Here is a 15,825-nt window from a genome sequence, read left to right as displayed (position 1 = left end):
GGGAAAGCGGGGCTGGCGCTGCTTCGGCTTGTCACGCTTGCAGAGCCGGCCCTAGTTTCAACCGCCACGCAATGACGCCGGAGCCAGCCCGATGCCCGTCCTGTCCGAACCCCGGCGCCTCTCCGGCCCGATCGTCATCTTTTCCTTTGACCGGCCGCACTATCTCGGCCGGCTTTGCGCTTCGCTGAGGGCGCAGCGGCGCGTCCAGATCCGAGACGAGGACGTGTTCCTGCTGCAGGATGGCGCCGTGTCGCCGCATAGCGGGGTGCGCATGGGCGAGGACGATGCCATCGCCGCCTGCGTCGCCACCTTCCGTGAGCATTTCCCGAACGGCGTGGTGATGCATAGCCCGGAAAATCTGGGCATCGCCTTCAACATCCGCCGCGGCGAGCAACTGGTGTTCGATACGCTGGACCGCGAAGTGGGCTACTTCTTCGAGGACGACCTCGAGGCCGGGCCGCTCTACATGCACATGATGGAGGAGCTGTACGCGGCACTGCGCGCGGTGCCGAAGCTCGGCTACTTCGCCGCCTATGGCGACCTGAAGCTGCAGGCGGAGGGACCCGAGGTGTCGCTGGTGCCGCTGGCGCACAATTGGGGCTTTGGCCTGACGCGCGGCGCCTGGCGGCAGATCAATGCCCGGCTGGCGCGCGGCTTCTACAAGGTGCTGCAGGGGCGCGACTACGGCGCGCGCAATCATTTCCGCCTGCATGAGCTGATGCGCGGCAGCACCGTCGCGACCTCCGCCACGTCGCAGGACGCGTTCAAGGCGATGGCCTGTGCCGAGCTGGGGCTGGCACGGGTGCGCACCGATGTCTGCTTCGCCCGCTACATCGGCGAGCACGGCGTCCACTTCACGCCGAAGAATTTCGAGAAGCACGGTTTTCGCGACATGAGGTGGGTGGAGCGCGACGACGTGTTCCTGGCCCCAGTGGACGCCGCCGCCATTGACCGCATGCAGCAGGCGACGACGGAGGCCATGCGCCGCTTCCGGCAGGACGGCTTCGAGGCCGTGGCCGCCGCGCATGCCGAGAAGCGCTTCGACGAAGACCGTCTGGTGACGCGGCAGGATGTCGAGGATCTGTACCGCCTGCTGCTGGACAAGCGGCCGCATGGCGAGGCGATGTTCAACGCCTTCGTCGGCAAGCGGCCGCTGAAGGATCTGCGGCGCCGGCTGGTGTTTACCGACGAGTTCCGCTCCCGTAACCCGCTACCGGAAAACTGGCACCGGAATGGGTAACCTCCGCTGACGGGTGTTGCGGTGCAACAGCGCCATCGGCTAGCTTCCGGCCCATTCTTCCCGGACCCGTGAAAACCCGGATGGCTGTTCGGGCCGCCTATCCTTCGGGCAACGCATCCGGCATGGCGCCAGGCCGGCGTGTTCGCAGGGGTGGGGATCACGCGCCGATTGCGGACCGTTCGAGATCATGACAGCAGATTTTCTTTCCCGAGAGCGGGCCGAATGGTTCACCGGCTGGCGCGGCGCGCGGCGCGACGTGCTGGCCGGGATGGTCGGCACCTTCGCCCTGATCCCGGAGGTGATCGCCTTCTCCTTCGTGGCGGGCGTGGACCCCGAGGTCGGGCTGTTCGCCTCCTTCATCATCGGCCTGGTGATCGCTCTGGCCGGCGGGCGGCCGGCGATGATCTCGGGGGCCGCCGGATCGGTGGCGCTGGTGGCGGCCGCGCTGGTGGCCAGCCACGGTTTGCAGTACCTGCTGGCCGCCACCGTGCTGACCGGGCTGATCCAGATCGCTTTTGGCCTGCTCCGGCTCGACGTGCTGATGCGCTTCGTGTCGAGATCGGTGCGCACCGGCTTCGTGAATGCGCTGGCCATCCTGATCTTCTCGGCCCAGGTGCCGCAGATGCTGGGCGTCACCTGGCACACCTACGCGCTGATCGCCGCAGGACTGGCCATCATCTATCTGCTGCCGAGGCTGACCACGGCGATTCCCTCGCCGCTGATCTGCATCCTGTTGCTGACCGGCTTCACCATGGTGGTGCCGATGCCCGTGCTGACCGTGGCCGATCTGGGGCGCCTGCCGGACTCGTTGCCCTCCTTCCTGATCCCGGAAGTTCCATTCAGCCTGGAAACACTGGGCATCATCGCGCCCTACGCGCTGGCCATGGCCATGGTCGGGCTGCTGGAATCCATGATGACGGCCAGCGTGGTCGATGACCTGACCGAAACCACCTCCTCCAAGGCGCGGGAATGCACCGGGCTCGGCCTCGCCAATCTGGCGGCCGGGATGTTCGGGGGCATCGCCGGGTGCGGCATGATCGGCCAGACGGTGGGCAATGTGCGTTTCGGCGGGCATGGCCGCCTGTCCACCCTGACGGCAGGGGCCTTCCTGCTGGTGCTGATGGTGCTGCTGCGCCCCTGGGTGGCGCAGGTGCCGGTGGCGGCGCTGGTGGCCATCATGATCATGGTCTCGGTGGAAACCTTCTCCTGGGCCTCGCTGCGCGACATGGTGCGCCACCCGAAGGTCTCCAGCATGGTGATGCTGGCCACCGTGGCGGTGACGGTGTTCACGCACAACCTGGCCGCGGGCGTGGCGGTCGGGGTGATGCTCAGCGGCGTGTTCTTTGCCTTCAAGGTGATGCGCCTGATGAACGTGCGGTCGGAATACGATGCCGCCACCGATACCCGCACCTATCGCGTCACCGGCCAGGTGTTCTTCGCCAGCGCCGAGATGCTGGCGGACAGCTTCGACCTGCGGGACGCGGCCCGCCGCATCCGCATCGACCTCACCGCGGCCCATCTCTGGGACATCACGGCGGTGGGCGCCCTGGAGGGCGTGGTCACCAGGCTTCGCCGCCACGGCGCCGAGGTGGAGGTGATCGGACTCAATGCCGCCAGCGCCGTGCTGGTGGACCGGCTGGGCCCGCAGATCCAGACGAGGTGAGGCGCACGCGGCGGTGTTTTCCGGCGCACATGTCCGGGGCTTGCCATCGGCCCCCATCCCTGCTGAATGGCCCGCCCCTTCGGGCAGCTTCGGGTTGGATGGCGGATGACGGCGATCATCGGACTGGATTTCGGCACCACCAACAGCGTCATTTCGCTGCTGGACGAGAACGGGCAGGCGAGCACCGCGCGCTTCGACGTCGGCGCTGGGGCGTTGGACGTGTTCCGCTCCGTGCTGTGCTTCTGGGCGGAAACCGGCCGCGGCAACGCGCTGCGCCACGAAGCCGGGCCGGCCGCCATCGAAGCGTATCTGGAAGACCCGCTGGCCAGCCGCCTCATCATGTCGATGAAGAGCCACCTGGCGACGGCGAGCTTCACCGAAACCCGCATCTTCGGCCGCGCCTACACGCTGGAGGGGCTGATCGCCCTGTTCCTGCGCGCGCTGCTGGGTGCTGCGGGAGAGCCGGCGCCGGATGCGCTGATGGTGGTCGGCCGTCCGGTGCGCTTTGTCGGCGAAACGGCAGATGACGTGCTGGCCGAGCGCCGGTTGCGCGCCGCCTTCGTCCAGGCCGGCCGCGATTCGCTGCACTTGGCGCTGGAGCCGGAAGCCGCCGGAACCCGTTTCGCCGCCACGCTGGACGGTCCGGCCACCGTGCTGGTTGGCGATTTCGGCGGCGGCACCAGCGACTTTTCGATCCTGCGCTTCGACCCGGCGGAGAATGGCGTCACCGCGCTGGGCCATGCCGGCGTCGGCATTGCCGGTGACGCGCTGGATTACCGCATCATCGACAAGGTGGTGTCCCCGGCGCTGGGCAAGGGCGACACCTACCGCGTCATGAACACTGACCTGCCGGTACCGCCAGCGTTCTTCTCCAACTTCGCGCATTGGCACCGCTTGTCGATGATGCGCGGCCCGAAGACCCTGCGGGAGATCGAGGAGGTGGCGCGGCTGACCGGCAACCCGGCCAAGCTGCGCCACCTGATCACGCTGATCGAGGACGAAGCAGGCTACGGCCTGTACCGCGCCGTCTCGGGCGCCAAGGCGGCGCTGTCCGGCGCCGACAGCACGCGGCTGGTGTTCGAGCATGAGGGCTTCCACGTCGATGCCGCCGTGACGCGCGCCGAATTCGAAAGCTGGATCGCGCCGGAGATCGCCCGCATGGCCCAGGCGATCGACGCGGCGCTGGCTGATGCGGGTCTGGCAGCGGAGGCGGTCGACCGGGTGTTCCTGACCGGCGGCACCTCGCTGGTTCCGGCGGTGCGGCGGCTGTTCGACCAGCGCTTCGGGGCCGAGCGGGTGGCCGGGGGCGGCGAGTTCGTCTCGGTGGCCGAGGGGCTGGCGCTGATCGGCCAGCGGATCGAGCGACGGACTGCCTTACAGTAACACCAGATCGTCGCGGTGGATGATCTCGTCCCGGCCGCGCCAGCCGAGGATGTCCTCGATCTCGACCGAGCGGCGGCCGGCGATCTGCCGAGCCGCTTCGGAAGCATAGGCGGACAGGCCGCGCGCCACCTCGTTGCCGAGGAGGTCGCGCACCGAGACCGGGTCGCCACGGCCGAAGCTGCCCGACACCTCGCGCACCCCGGCCGGCAACAGGGAACCGCCCTCGCGCAGCGCCCGCGCCGCGCCGTCATCCACCCGCAACGCGCCGAGCGGCGCCAGCGAACCGGCGATCCACTGCTTGCGCGAGGAGCGGCCTTCCGGCGCGGGCAGGAACCAGGTGCAGCGGGCGCCGTCGCGCAGTGCCGCCAGCGGGTTGTCGCGCTGGCCCAGCGCAATGGCCATGGCGCATCCGGCGCCCGTCGCGATCCTGGCGGCGATCAGCTTGGTGCGCATGCCGCCCGAGGAATAGCCCGGCGGCGGCTCGCCCCCCATGGCCATGATGTCGTCGGTCAGCCGCTCCACCACCGGCAGGTGCTGCGCCGCGGGATCGTTGCGCGGGTCGGCGGTGTAGAGCCCGTCGATGTCGGACAGCAGCACCAGCGCGTCGGCGTGGATCATCTCGGCGACACGGGCGGCGAGGCGGTCATTGTCGCCGAAGCGGATCTCGGCCGTGGCGACGGTGTCGTTCTCGTTGATCACCGGCACGCAGCCGAGGTCGAGCAGAGTGCCCAGCGTGGCGCGGGCGTTCAGGTAGCGGCGGCGGGCCTCGCTGTCTTCCAGCGTCAGCAGCAGCTGCGCGGCGTTCAGGCCGTGGCGCGACAGGGCGGTTTGCCAAGCACCGGCAAGGCGGATCTGGCCCACGGCCGCGGCGGCCTGCTTCTCCTCCAGCCGCAGCTTGCGGCGGGTCAGCCCCAGCGCGTGGCGGGCGAGCGCGATGGCGCCGGAGGACACCAGCACCACCTCGGCACCGCCCGCCCGCAGCGCCGCCACGTCGGCGGCCACCGAGGCCAGCCAGGCTTCGCGTGGCGCGGCCGTCTTGTTGTCCACCACCAGGGCCGAGCCGATCTTGACGACGATGCGCTTCGCCGCGGCGAGGCCGGGCGCGGTGGGGCGGGTGGTCATGCGGTCCTGGTTTCGGCTTCGGCTTCGCGATGGCGGTAGACGGTGTCGGCCAGTTCGCGCAGCACCGCCGGCACGCCTTCCTGGGTGGCGCCGGAGATCAGCCGCACGGGCCGGCCGGTGGCGCGCTCCAGCGCCTTGACGCGGCTGGCGCGGGCCTGCGGCGTCATGGCATCGAGCTTGTTCAACGCCAGGATCTCCGGCTTCTCGGCCAAGCCGCCGCCATATTCCGCCAGCTCCGTCCGCACCGTCTCATAGGCGCGCACCGGGTCGGGCTGGCTGCCATCGATCAGGTGCAGCAACACGGCGCAGCGCTCCACATGGCCAAGGAAGCGCGTGCCGAGCCCGGCGCCTTCCGCCGCGCCCTCGATCAGGCCGGGGATGTCGGCGAGGACGAATTCCTCGGTGGCGTTCAGCCGCACCACGCCGAGCTGCGGATGCAGCGTGGTGAAAGGATAATCGGCGATCTTGGGCTTGGCGGCGCTGACCACAGACAGGAAGGTCGATTTGCCGGCATTCGGCAGCCCCACCAGCCCGGCATCGGCGATCAGCTTCATGCGCAGCCACAGCCAGCGCTCCTCGCCCGGCCAGCCGGGATCGGCGCGGCGCGGGGCGCGGTTGGTCGAGGTTTTGAAATGGGCATTGCCGTGGCCGCCATCGCCGCCGCGGCAGATCACCACCCGCTGGCCGGGCTCCACCATGTCGGCCAGCACGGTTTCCTTGTCCTCGGCCAGGACCACGGTGCCGAGCGGCACCTTCAGCACCACATCCTCCGAGCCCGCGCCGGTGCGGTCGGCGCCGGCGCCGTTGCCGCCTTTCCGCGCCTTGAAGTGCTGGGTGTAGCGGTAGTCAATCAGGGTGTTCAGCCCCGGCACGGCCTCCACCACGATGTCGCCGCCCTTGCCCCCGTTGCCGCCATCCGGTCCGCCATACTCGATGAACCGTTCGCGCCTGAAGGCGACGACGCCGTTGCCGCCATCACCGGCTTTCACCCAGATCTTGGCTTCGTCGAGGAACTTCATCGGGGGAGGGGGTCCAGTGGCCGTATCGGAAATCTGTGAGGGAGCGAATACGAAAACGGGGGCCTCGCGGCCCCCGTCTGGTCTTTGGCGTCGTGCCGCGGGTGGCGCGAGATTACTCGGCGGCCTGCGGCAACGGCTCCACGGACACGTGGACGCGGCCTTCGGCGCGGCGGGTGAACTTCACCTTGCCCTCGACCGCGGCGTGAATCGAATGGGTGCGGCCGACCAGCACGTTGGTGCCCGGGACCATCTTCGTGCCGCGCTGGGTCACGATGATGTTGCCGGCCAGCACGTGCTCGCCACCGAACTTCTTGACGCCGAGGCGCTTGCCCGCGGAGTCGCGGCCGTTGCGGGAAGAACCGCCTGCCTTTTTGTGAGCCATGGGAAGTGTCTCCTACGGAAGCCGGATCAGGCCGCGTTGATGGCGGAGATGCGCAGCACCGTCTGGTGCTGGCGGTGACCGTTCTTGCGGCGGCTGTTCTGCCGGCGGCGCTTCTTGAAGATAATGATCTTGTCGCCGCGGTTCTGCTCGACCACGGTGGCGGTCACCGTGGCGCCGGCCACCGTGGGGGCACCAATGGTCAGGCCGCCTTCGCCGCCGATCGCCAGCACGTCCTGGAAGGTGATGGTGGCGCCGGCCTCGGCCTCAAGGCGCTCCACCGTCAGAACGGCGTCCGGGGTGACGCGGTACTGCTTGCCGCCGGTGCGGATCACTGCGTAGGTCATGGTTCGCCCTGAAAACTCTGCCGTTCGGCCTGATCTGAAACAAGGTGTCGGCCGAGAACGGCCATCGGCGGAAGCACAGGGCCCCGCCGGGAGGACGGGCGTATAACGCCACAGGGGGCGGAGAGTCAATCTTCAGGCCTGTTCGCCCCCGGGTTTTCGGTGTTTTCCGCCACCGCATCCGTTGCGCACCGCCGCGGCTGCCTTTATACCCCGCCCCGCCCGACGGCCAGGGCTTCACCGCGGAGAGGTGACAGAGTGGTCGATTGTGACGGTCTCGAAAACCGTTGTCCTCGCAAGGGGACCGTGGGTTCGAATCCCACCCTCTCCGCCACCTCATCCTCCCTGCATTGTTCTGGTCGGGATTCTTGAGCCATGGCTCGGGCCGGTCCGCGTTCCAATCCGCCTGGACCATTGGCAGGCTTTGCGCGGCAATCGATGCCGAAGCTCTCGAAATCATTGGCGGACCAAAAGCAGCTACCGTCGGCGACCATCGATGTGGTCTGAAAATGGCTCTGTGGCGGGCGGCCGGCGCCGGGTGGACGTATGTACGCCTTTACGGGCGCATCTCCCCCTCAGCCCTCACCGGCTCGTCGTGACCAGCGCCGCGCCGATGCCAACAAAGGTGCCGCCCGCCGCGCGGTTGAATATACGCCCGTGGCGCCCGAGCCATGGTGCGATCCGCCCCGCGAGGCCGGCCAGCAGCAATTCATAGACGACCTCCACCACCACGAAGGTGCCGCCGAGGAACAGGAACTGCGAGGCGAAGGAAGCCCCTGCGACCATGAACTGCGGAAGAAAGGCCGCGAAGAAGAGCAGCGCCTTGGGATTCGACACCGCGACGAAGAGGCCATCCCCGAACAACCGCAGCGGCCTTGCCGCGCCTCCCTCCGGCAGCCCGGAGGCATGGGCGAGCACCACCGGGGCTGGCGAGCGCCACAGCCGCACGCCGAGGTAGATGAGGTAGGCCGCACCGGCCCACTTCGCCGCCGCGAAGGCGGTTCCCGACGTTGCGAGAAGCGCCCCCAGACCAGCGAGCGAGGCCGCGATCAGGAGAAGGAAGCCGAATGCGCCGCCGAGCACCGTCCAGATGGTGGGTTGCAGGCCGTAACGAGCACCATGGGTCAGAGCGAGCAACCCATTCGGTCCTGGCGTGAGCGACAAACCGACTGCCGCGGCGAGGTAGACCAGCCATAGCTCCAGGCTCATCGCGCAGTTCTCCAGCTTTCTCCAAGCAAGCCATGACAGGGCATTGGCCCGCAAGCGACGGGCAGGCATGCAGTCTTGCTCATTTCGTAGCAAAGACCCAAATCCGGCGGAGCGCCGCGATTTCGCGCGGGTTCTCGGCCGCCAGACCGAGGTCGGGTCGAGAAGCATGCTGACGCCGCACTGTCGCGGCGGAGGCATTTCCAAAAGGCGGCGCGCCGGGACCGAGCCTCAGACGTCCTTCTGGATGTCATCCCCTGGGGGAGCGGATAACGATTCCACATTCTTCGAAATGTCATTGACTCTGGGCCGACAAACAGTGTTTTGATATTCCTCAAAGAATGGAGTGATGTCGTGGAACCGGATCAGGCCGTGGCGGCGCTTGGCGCCCTGGCCCATGAGCACCGCCTCACGGCCTATCGCCTGCTCGTGGAGGCAGGCCCTGACGGGCTGCCTGCGGGCACCATCGCGGAACGGCTCGGAACGCCATCCTCGACGCTGACCTTCCACCTCCAGCAGCTCCTGCACGCCGGACTGGTCTCGCAGCGCCGCGCCAGCCGCCAGATCATCTACGCCATGGTCCCGGCGTCCATGAACGCGCTGATGGCCTATCTGACCGAGAATTGCTGCGGCGGCCAGGCGAGCCGCGCCCCCGCCTGCGAACCGGCTGCCCCAGCGGCACGTTCCCGCAAGAGCCCCGCTGTTTGAGGAAGCACGCCGTGACCGTCACGATCTACCACAACCCGGCCTGCGGGACGTCCCGCAACACCCTGGCCCTCATCCGCAACAGCGGCGAGGAGCCGGAGATCATTGAGTACCTGAAGACCCCGCCGACGCGGGAGGTTCTGGCCGACCTCATCCGGCGCATGGGAATCACGACCCGCGACGTTCTGCGCCAGAAGGGCACCCCCTATGAGGAGCTTGGTCTCGCCGATCCGTCGCTCACGGACGACCAGTTGCTCGACGCCATGATGGCGCACCCCATTCTCATCAACCGCCCCATCGTGGTGACGCCACTCGGCGTGAAGCTGTGCAGGCCGTCCGAGGCCGCGCTGGACCTGCTGCCCAATCCGCAGAAGGGTGCCTTGGCCAAGGAAGACGGCCAGAAGGTCGTGGATGAGCAAGGCCGTCGCCTGACCTGAACGGCGTGTCTGCGCCGTTCCGTTCCGAAGAACAACACGTCGCGCCGCTGGCCGTTCCTGGACAGCGGATGACCCGGCGCGAGCCCATGTCCGAGAAAGCACGCCTGCATGCTGGCCCTGGCCATCTTCGTTCTCACCCTCGTCCTGGTCATCTGGCAGCCGCGCGGCCTCGGCATCGGCTGGTCAGCCATGGGTGGCGCCGTGCTGGCCCTGCTGACGGGCGTTATCGGCTGGGCCGACGTGCCGGTGGTCTGGGACATCGTCTGGGACGCCACCTTCACCTTCGTGGCGCTGATCGTCATTTCGTTGCTGCTCGATGAGGCGGGGTTTTTCCAATGGGCCGCGCTGCACGTCGCGCGCTGGGGCGGCGGAAACGCGCGGCGGCTGTTCCCGCTCATCGTCGTGCTGGGCGCCGTGATCTCCGCCTTCTTTGCCAATGACGGTGCCGCCCTGCTGCTGACCCCCATCGTCATGGCCATCCTGCTTCGGCTGAATTTTTCCGCGGGTGCCACGCTCGCTTTCATCGTGGCCTGCGGCTTCGTGGCCGACACCACCAGCCTGCCGCTGGTGATCTCCAACCTCGTGAACATCGTCTCGGCCAATTACTTCGGCATTGGCTTCGACCGCTACGCCACCGTCATGGTGCCGGTGAACCTGGTGGCGCTGGCTACGACGCTGGCCGTACTGTGGGCCTTTTACGGCCGTCAGTTGCCCGCCGCCTACGCGTTGGACCGGCTGGAGCGGCCCGGCGCCGCCATCCGCGACCACCTCGTCTTCCGGGTCGCCTTTCCGCTACTGGCGGTGCTGCTGCTGGCCTACTTCATCCTGGCACCGCTCGGGGTCCCGGTCGCAGTGGTGACCGGCGCCGCGGCCCTGGTGCTGCTGGTATTGGCGGGACGCTGGCACCGCGGCGGCGGCGGCGCCGTGGTGTCCATTCGCAAGGTGCTGGGCGAGGCGCCGTGGCAGATCGTTATCTTCTCGCTCGGCATGTATCTCGTGGTCTACGGCCTGCGGAACGCCGGGCTGACGGATCATCTGGCCGAGGCGCTGGAATGGCTGGCCGGGCATGGCCTGTGGGCGGCCACCATCGGCACGGGCATCGGCGCCGCGCTGATCTCCTCCGTGATGAACAACATGCCCAGCGTCCTGGTCGGTGCCCTGGCCATCGAGCAGGCGAAGAACATCCCGCCCGCCATCCGCGAGGCCATGATCTACGCCAACGTCGTCGGCTGCGACCTCGGCCCGAAATTCACCCCCATCGGCAGCCTGGCGACCCTGCTCTGGCTGCACGTGCTGGCGCGCAAGGGCACCATCATCACCTGGGGGCAATACATGAAGGTCGGCCTCGTCATCACGCCGCCCGTGCTGTTGGCCGTCCTGGCTGCCCTGGCGGCCTGGCTGCCCGTGGTCAACGCGTCATGAGCGGCCGCATCCTGCGCGACATGGTGGTCATCGGCGGCGGGCAGTCCGGCCTCGCCGCCGGGTACTTCCTGCGCCGCAACGGCATCGACTTCGAGATCCTGGACGCGAATGACCGGCCTGGCGGCGCCTGGCCCGATGCCTGGGACTCGCTGCGCCTGTTCTCGCCCGCCCCGATGAGTTCGCTGCCCGGCTGGCCCATGCCGCCCGCAGCGGGCTATCCGTCCCGAGATCACGTGGTGGACTACCTCACGCAATACGAGCAGCGATACAGCCTGCCCATCCAGCGGCCGGTGCGCGTCAAAGGCATCCTGCGCTCGGCCGACGGCTTGTTGGTGAGGACGGACCGCGGCACCTGGCTGGCCCGGGCGGTGATCAGCGCGACCGGCGGTGCCAGCCAGCCCTACATCCCGCCCTATTCTGGCCGGGCGCTGTTCCGGGGCAAGCAGATCCATTCCTCCGCTTATCGCTCCGCCGACGAATTCGCAGGCCAACGCGTGCTGGTGGTGGGCGGCGGCAATTCGGGCGCGCAGATCCTGGCGGAGGTTTCCGGGGTCGCCGACACGGCCTGGGTCACGCAGAAGCCGCCCCGCTTCCTGCCGGATGACGTGGATGGCCGCGCGCTGTTCGAACGTGCCACCGAACGGGTGCGCGCCCAGATGGAAGGCCGGGAGCCGGATCTGCCGAAGGGCAGCCTGGGCGACATCGTCATGGTGCCCTCCGTGCGGGAGGCGCGCGACCACGACGTGCTCCACAGCCTCCGGCCATTCGACCGCTTCGTGGGGGATGGTGTTGTCTGGCCGGACGGCGCGCGTACGGCGGTGGACGCCGTGATCTGGTGCACCGGCTTTCGGCCCGACCTGAGTCACCTGGCGCATCTGAACGTGCTGGAGGCGAATGGCGGCGTGGCCGTGGAGCATGGCCGTTCCACGCGTGAGCCACGCCTCTGGCTACTCGGCTATGGCGACTGGACCGGGACCGCCTCCGCGACGCTGGCCGGCATCACCCGCTCAGCCCGCGACACCGTCCACCACATCCAGCAATTCCTGACGCTGGGGAGAACCTGATGCCCGCCGACCGTGACCTCCCGCTGCCCAACATCGCCCGGGCGCAGTTCGAGACGCCGGATCCGCGCAGGCTCGGCATGCCTGGCGCCAGGCCGCATCCGCCGCGCATCCTGCTGCTCTATGGCTCGCTGCGCGAGCGGTCCTACAGCCGGTTTCTGACGCTGGAGGCCGAGCGCATCCTTCGCGGCCTCGGCGCCGAGACACGGGTCTTCGACCCCCGCAACCTGCCCCTGGCCGACAATGCGCCCGCCGACCATCTCAAGGTGGTTGAGCTCCGGGAACTGTCCCTGTGGTCCGAGGGCCAGGTCTGGTGCAGCCCCGAGCGGCACGGCGCGGTCACCGGCGTCCTGAAGAACCAGATCGACTGGCTGCCGCTGGAGAGCCGTGGCGTGCGGCCGACGCAGGGGCGCACCCTGGCGGTGATGCAGGTGTCCGGCGGCTCGCAAAGCTTCAATGCGGTGAACACCCTGCGCCTGCTCGGCCGCTGGATGCGGATGGTCACGATCCCCAACCAGTCCTCGGTACCCAAAGCCTACGAGCAGTTCGACGAGGCGGGCCGGATGCTGCCCGGGCCGCTTTACGACCGGGTCGTCGACGTCATGGAGGAGCTGGTGAAGTTCACCCTGCTGACGCGAGACCTCTCAGGCTACCTGACCGACCGCTACAGCGAGCGGAAGGAGCGGGCCGAGAAGGAAGCGAAGGCCGATCTGGCGAGGCTGTCCGGCGCCGTCGAATAGGTTCGCTTGCGGCCTCTCCGTTGACGGACGGGGGTGCCCCTGCCGGTTCGGGATGCCGGGCCCACCTGCGGGGCTGCGCCAGCGCCGGTGCCGAGCCAGCGCCGTGGTGCCGTCCCGCCGGGCGCGGCGTGCCGAACGGACGTATTCCGACAAGGCCGGGATGACAACAGGCCGGCCTGTCCGGAAACGGGCTGGAGGGCGCCGGCAGCCTTTGGGCAGTCACGGGGCCGGGCTGATACGGGCTGCGGTTCCGTGTCAGGCTTCGGCGATGATCTCTCTGACGCGGGTGGCAAGCAGCTCCATGGAGAACGGCTTCACCATCACCTGCATGCCTTCTGCCAGATGGTCGTGGCCCAGCACGGCGTTGTCTGCGTAGCCGGTGATGAACAGCACCTTGAGGCCAGGACGCAGCGCACGCCCCGCCTCGGCCATCTGCCGCCCGTTCATGCCGCCGGGCAGGCCCACATCCGTCACCAGCAGATCGATGCGCGTGTTCGAGCGCAGGATGTGCAGCCCTCCAGCGCCATCCGCCGCCTCGATGGGCGTGTAGCCGAGTTCCTCCAGCACCTCGGTCACCAGCATGCGCACGGTGGGCTCGTCATCCACCACCAGCACCGTTTCGCCCTGCTGCGCCAGCGGTGCTTCGGCCGGATCGAGGGAAGGTTCCTCCTCGACCGGCCTTCCGGCATGCGGAGGCAGATAGAGGCACACCGTGGTGCCCTGTCCCGGGCTGGAGGCGATGTGCGCCTGACCGCCGGATTGGCGCGCGAAGCCGTAGATCATGCTCAGGCCCAACCCGGTGCCCTCGCCGAGAGGCTTGGTGGTGAAGAACGGATCGAACGCTCGGGCGATTACCTCGGGCGTCATGCCGGTGCCGTTGTCGGTGACGCAAAGCGTCAGGTACTCGCCCGCCGGGATTTCGAGCTCCTGCGCCGCATGGCAATCCAGCGTCCGGTGGTGGGTCTCGATCCGCAGCCTTCCGCCATCCGGCATCGCATCGCGCGCGTTGATGCAGAGGTTCAGCAGCGCGTTCTCGAGCTGATTGGGGTCGATCAGAACCGGCGGAAGCTCCGGTTCGCCCACGATCTGGACCGTGATGGCCGGACCCACGGTGCGTCGGATCAGGTCCACCATGTCCCTGACCAGGCGGTTCATGTCGGTAGGCTTCGGATCGAGCGTTTGTCGCCGCGAGAAGGCCAGCAGCCGGTGCGTCACCGCCGTCGCGCGGTCGGCAGCGCCCCGGGCGGCACTGATGTAGCGTTCCAGGGAGCCGACCCGGCCCTGGGCCACCCGGGCCTGCAGGAGTTCCAGGCTGCCGGTGATGCCCGTCAGCAGATTGTTGAAATCATGGGCGAGGCCGCCCGTGAGTTGCCCCACCGCCTCCATCTTCTGGGATTGCCGGAGCTGCTCCTCGGTCCTGAGGAGGACATCGGCGATCGTCCTTTCCTCGGTGACGTCGCGGCCGGCGGCGATGATCAGGCCGTCGCCGGGTCCGGCGGCCCAGTTGATCCAGCGATAGGTACCGTCCGCGTGGCGGCACCGGTTCTCGAAACGCTTGAATGCCTGCCCCCCTGCGATGGCGGCCGCGCAGGCAGCCGTCCGTTCGAGGTCCTCCGGATGGACGAGGTCGAACAGGTTGCGGCCCACCAGATCATCCTCCGGCCAGCCCAGCGACTCGGCCCAGGCGGGGTTCGTGGCCTGGATGGTGCCGTCGAACCCGGCCACCAGCATGATGTCCTTGGACAAGGTCCAGAGCCGGTTGCGATCGGCGGTGCGCTCGGCGACCTGCTGCTCCAGGCTCTCGTTCAATCGGCGGAGTGCCTCCTCCGCGGCGCGGCGCGCCGTCACGTCGTTGGCGGTGCCGAACCATTCCGTGATCTCGCCTGCCGGACCGAGCAGGGGCACGGCCCTCGACTGCGTCCAGCCGATGCCGCCTGCCGCGAGCCGGACCTGGTGCTCGAGCGAGAACACCGCCTTGTTCCGGATCGCCTCCTGGATCGCCGCGGCGACGCGCGCCTGCTCGCCATCCGGGATGTGATCGGTCAACCACCGGGGGTTGGCCGAGCCCGTATCTGCCAGGAATCCGCCACCGGTGAGCTGGCGCATCTCGGACCAGTCGGCGCTCATGGAGTAGAGCACCTCCGAGGAAGCGCTCACCACGGCGGCCAGCCGCGCCTGGCTCGCCTGGAGGGCCTGGTTCTGCTGCGCGAGGGCGGCGTTGGCCTGGAGCAGGTCGCGCTCGGCGACGACTTAGCGTGTTGTCTCGGTTACCACCAGGAAGATGCCCGCGACCTTGCCTTGATCGTCCCACAGCGGGCTGTGGCAATGCGTGAAGTAGGCGTCCTTCTGCGCCCCGTCGCGATCCGGCGTGTACCGGGCGTTCTCGACAAAGAAGGATTGGCCGGACAGCACGCGGTCGAAAATGGGCGTGAGCTGGTCCCACATCTCCGACCACCACTCGTAGGCCGGTCGGCCGAGATTGCCCGGATGCTTCCGGCCCAGGCTCGGCGCGTAGGCGTCATTGTAGAAGGTGATCAGCTCCGGGCCCCAATGGATCATCATGGGGAATTCGGAACTGAGGAGGATGCGCACCGCCGTCTGCAACGAGAGCGGCCACCCCTCCACGGGACCCAGCGGATTGCTGGCCCAGTCGACCGCGCGCAGCCTGGCGCCAGCCGCTCCGCCGCCAGCAAGACACGTGTTGTCCAGCACGGGCGTCTAGCGCTCCGTTTCGGAGGAACAGGCTGCGAGGCGCAGGAATCGCTCCTGCTCGATGGCCTCCTCCCGCTCCAGCACCCGGAGTGCCGCCCGCACAACCTCGCTGGCGTTTTGGTAGCGGCCCGATGCGATCCGCTCGGCGATGAAGCGATCCATGGCGGGGGTGATGGAGACGTTTTTGCAGATCTGGCGGGTCATGCGTCGGGTGATGTGATGACTCAAAGGGACCATCAAAGATTGATGGCCATTGCCGGGCGTGGCAACTCCTTCCGGCCCGGAAGGTCTGCGCCCCATCGTAACGATGATCATGATGCGCGTTGGCGGTGCGCCGGTCAGCCTATGCCCGCTCGTCGAAAGGTCCATGCAACCGGTCAGTACCCGCGACC

Annotated in this window: 16 protein-coding genes, 1 tRNA gene and 1 other annotated feature; of the genes, 9 read left to right on the top strand and 8 right to left on the bottom strand. The window is 68.3% G+C overall.

Going from position 1 to position 15,825, the window contains the following annotated elements:
• Window positions 1–91 precede the first annotated feature (91 nt).
• The 3 genes from D2K64_RS01575 to D2K64_RS01565 all read left to right on the top strand — a co-directional run bounded on the left by D2K64_RS01575 (window position 92) and on the right by D2K64_RS01565 (window position 4,286).
• Window positions 92–1,240 carry a hypothetical protein gene (locus tag D2K64_RS01575; protein ID WP_120005989.1) on the top strand — a complete coding sequence of 383 codons (1,149 nt, stop codon included), beginning with the start codon at window positions 92–94 and terminating at the stop codon, window positions 1,238–1,240.
• Between the two features lie 59 nt (window positions 1,241–1,299).
• Window positions 1,300–1,354: a sequence feature (sul1 is cis-regulatory element that is thought to sense ions involved in sulfur or methionine metabolism; They are found in Alphaproteobacteria), on the top strand.
• Between the two features lie 73 nt (window positions 1,355–1,427).
• Window positions 1,428–2,903, top strand: coding sequence for a SulP family inorganic anion transporter (locus D2K64_RS01570; protein ID WP_120005987.1), 1,476 nt, complete (start codon window positions 1,428–1,430; stop codon window positions 2,901–2,903).
• A 105-nt stretch (window positions 2,904–3,008) separates the two neighbouring features.
• A complete protein-coding gene (locus D2K64_RS01565) occupies window positions 3,009–4,286 on the top strand; it encodes an Hsp70 family protein (RefSeq protein WP_120005984.1) in 1,278 nt (425 codons plus the stop codon).
• Here the strand turns inward: D2K64_RS01565 and proB are convergent.
• The 4 genes from proB to rplU all read right to left on the bottom strand — a co-directional run bounded on the left by proB (window position 4,278) and on the right by rplU (window position 7,153).
• A complete protein-coding gene (gene proB, locus D2K64_RS01560) occupies window positions 4,278–5,408 on the bottom strand; it encodes a glutamate 5-kinase (RefSeq protein ID WP_120005982.1) in 1,131 nt (376 codons plus the stop codon). The genes D2K64_RS01565 and proB overlap by 9 nt on opposite strands.
• Window positions 5,405–6,427, bottom strand: coding sequence for a GTPase ObgE (gene obgE / locus D2K64_RS01555; protein ID WP_120005980.1), 1,023 nt, complete (start codon window positions 6,425–6,427; stop codon window positions 5,405–5,407). Before obgE ends, proB begins: the two co-directional genes overlap by 4 nt.
• A gap of 112 nt (window positions 6,428–6,539) precedes the next feature.
• On the bottom strand, window positions 6,540–6,809 hold the full coding sequence (rpmA, locus tag D2K64_RS01550; RefSeq protein ID WP_120005978.1) for a 50S ribosomal protein L27: 270 nt from the start codon (window positions 6,807–6,809) through the stop codon (window positions 6,540–6,542).
• A 26-nt stretch (window positions 6,810–6,835) separates the two neighbouring features.
• A complete protein-coding gene (rplU, locus tag D2K64_RS01545) occupies window positions 6,836–7,153 on the bottom strand; it encodes a 50S ribosomal protein L21 (RefSeq protein WP_120005976.1) in 318 nt (105 codons plus the stop codon).
• Window positions 7,154–7,394: 241 nt separating this feature from the next.
• On the opposite strand from rplU, the gene D2K64_RS01540 reads away from it, so the two are divergent.
• Window positions 7,395–7,484 (top strand) — tRNA-Ser (locus tag D2K64_RS01540).
• Between the two features lie 248 nt (window positions 7,485–7,732).
• Here the strand turns inward: D2K64_RS01540 and D2K64_RS01535 are convergent.
• Window positions 7,733–8,359, bottom strand: a complete 627-nt coding sequence (locus D2K64_RS01535) for a LysE family translocator (RefSeq protein WP_120005974.1) — start codon at window positions 8,357–8,359, stop codon at window positions 7,733–7,735.
• Between the two features lie 351 nt (window positions 8,360–8,710).
• Here D2K64_RS01535 and D2K64_RS01530 point away from each other — a divergent pair, with 351 nt between their 5' ends.
• From D2K64_RS01530 to arsH, 5 genes are all read left to right on the top strand, one after another.
• On the top strand, window positions 8,711–9,064 hold the full coding sequence (locus D2K64_RS01530; protein WP_120005972.1) for an ArsR/SmtB family transcription factor: 354 nt from the start codon (window positions 8,711–8,713) through the stop codon (window positions 9,062–9,064).
• An 11-nt stretch (window positions 9,065–9,075) separates the two neighbouring features.
• On the top strand, window positions 9,076–9,498 hold the full coding sequence (gene arsC / locus D2K64_RS01525) for an arsenate reductase (glutaredoxin) (protein WP_120005970.1): 423 nt from the start codon (window positions 9,076–9,078) through the stop codon (window positions 9,496–9,498).
• Window positions 9,499–9,606: 108 nt separating this feature from the next.
• Window positions 9,607–10,920: an arsenic transporter gene (locus D2K64_RS01520; RefSeq protein ID WP_120005968.1), complete on the top strand. Its 1,314-nt coding sequence runs from the start codon at window positions 9,607–9,609 to the stop codon at window positions 10,918–10,920.
• Complete coding sequence (locus D2K64_RS01515) at window positions 10,917–11,984, top strand: ArsO family NAD(P)H-dependent flavin-containing monooxygenase (RefSeq protein WP_120005967.1); 1,068 nt, start codon at window positions 10,917–10,919, stop codon at window positions 11,982–11,984. Before D2K64_RS01520 ends, D2K64_RS01515 begins: the two co-directional genes overlap by 4 nt.
• Window positions 11,984–12,721 (top strand): arsenical resistance protein ArsH, encoded by a 738-nt coding sequence (gene arsH / locus D2K64_RS01510; protein ID WP_120005965.1) that lies wholly within the window; start codon window positions 11,984–11,986, stop codon window positions 12,719–12,721. The genes D2K64_RS01515 and arsH overlap by 1 nt, the downstream gene beginning before the upstream one ends.
• Window positions 12,722–12,976: 255 nt before the next feature.
• On the opposite strand, the gene D2K64_RS01505 is transcribed toward arsH, so the two are convergent.
• The 3 genes from D2K64_RS01505 to D2K64_RS25305 form a co-directional block, all read right to left on the bottom strand.
• Window positions 12,977–14,878 carry a hybrid sensor histidine kinase/response regulator gene (locus D2K64_RS01505; RefSeq protein ID WP_202910413.1) on the bottom strand — a complete coding sequence of 634 codons (1,902 nt, stop codon included), beginning with the start codon at window positions 14,876–14,878 and terminating at the stop codon, window positions 12,977–12,979.
• 93 nt (window positions 14,879–14,971) lie between these two features.
• Entirely contained in the window at window positions 14,972–15,433 is a 462-nt protein-coding gene (locus tag D2K64_RS01500) for a PAS domain-containing protein (RefSeq protein ID WP_120005961.1), read from the bottom strand.
• A 6-nt stretch (window positions 15,434–15,439) separates the two neighbouring features.
• Window positions 15,440–15,802 (bottom strand): type II toxin-antitoxin system ParD family antitoxin, encoded by a 363-nt coding sequence (locus D2K64_RS25305; RefSeq protein WP_238383942.1) that lies wholly within the window; start codon window positions 15,800–15,802, stop codon window positions 15,440–15,442.
• Between the last annotated feature and the right edge of the window lie 23 nt (window positions 15,803–15,825).

Origin of the sequence: Teichococcus vastitatis, assembly GCF_003604215.1 — a bacterium.
GTDB classification, from domain to species: domain Bacteria; phylum Pseudomonadota; class Alphaproteobacteria; order Acetobacterales; family Acetobacteraceae; genus Pseudoroseomonas; species Pseudoroseomonas vastitatis.
Note: the sequence above shows the minus strand (reverse complement) of the source record. Positions and strands in the feature narration are given on the sequence as shown.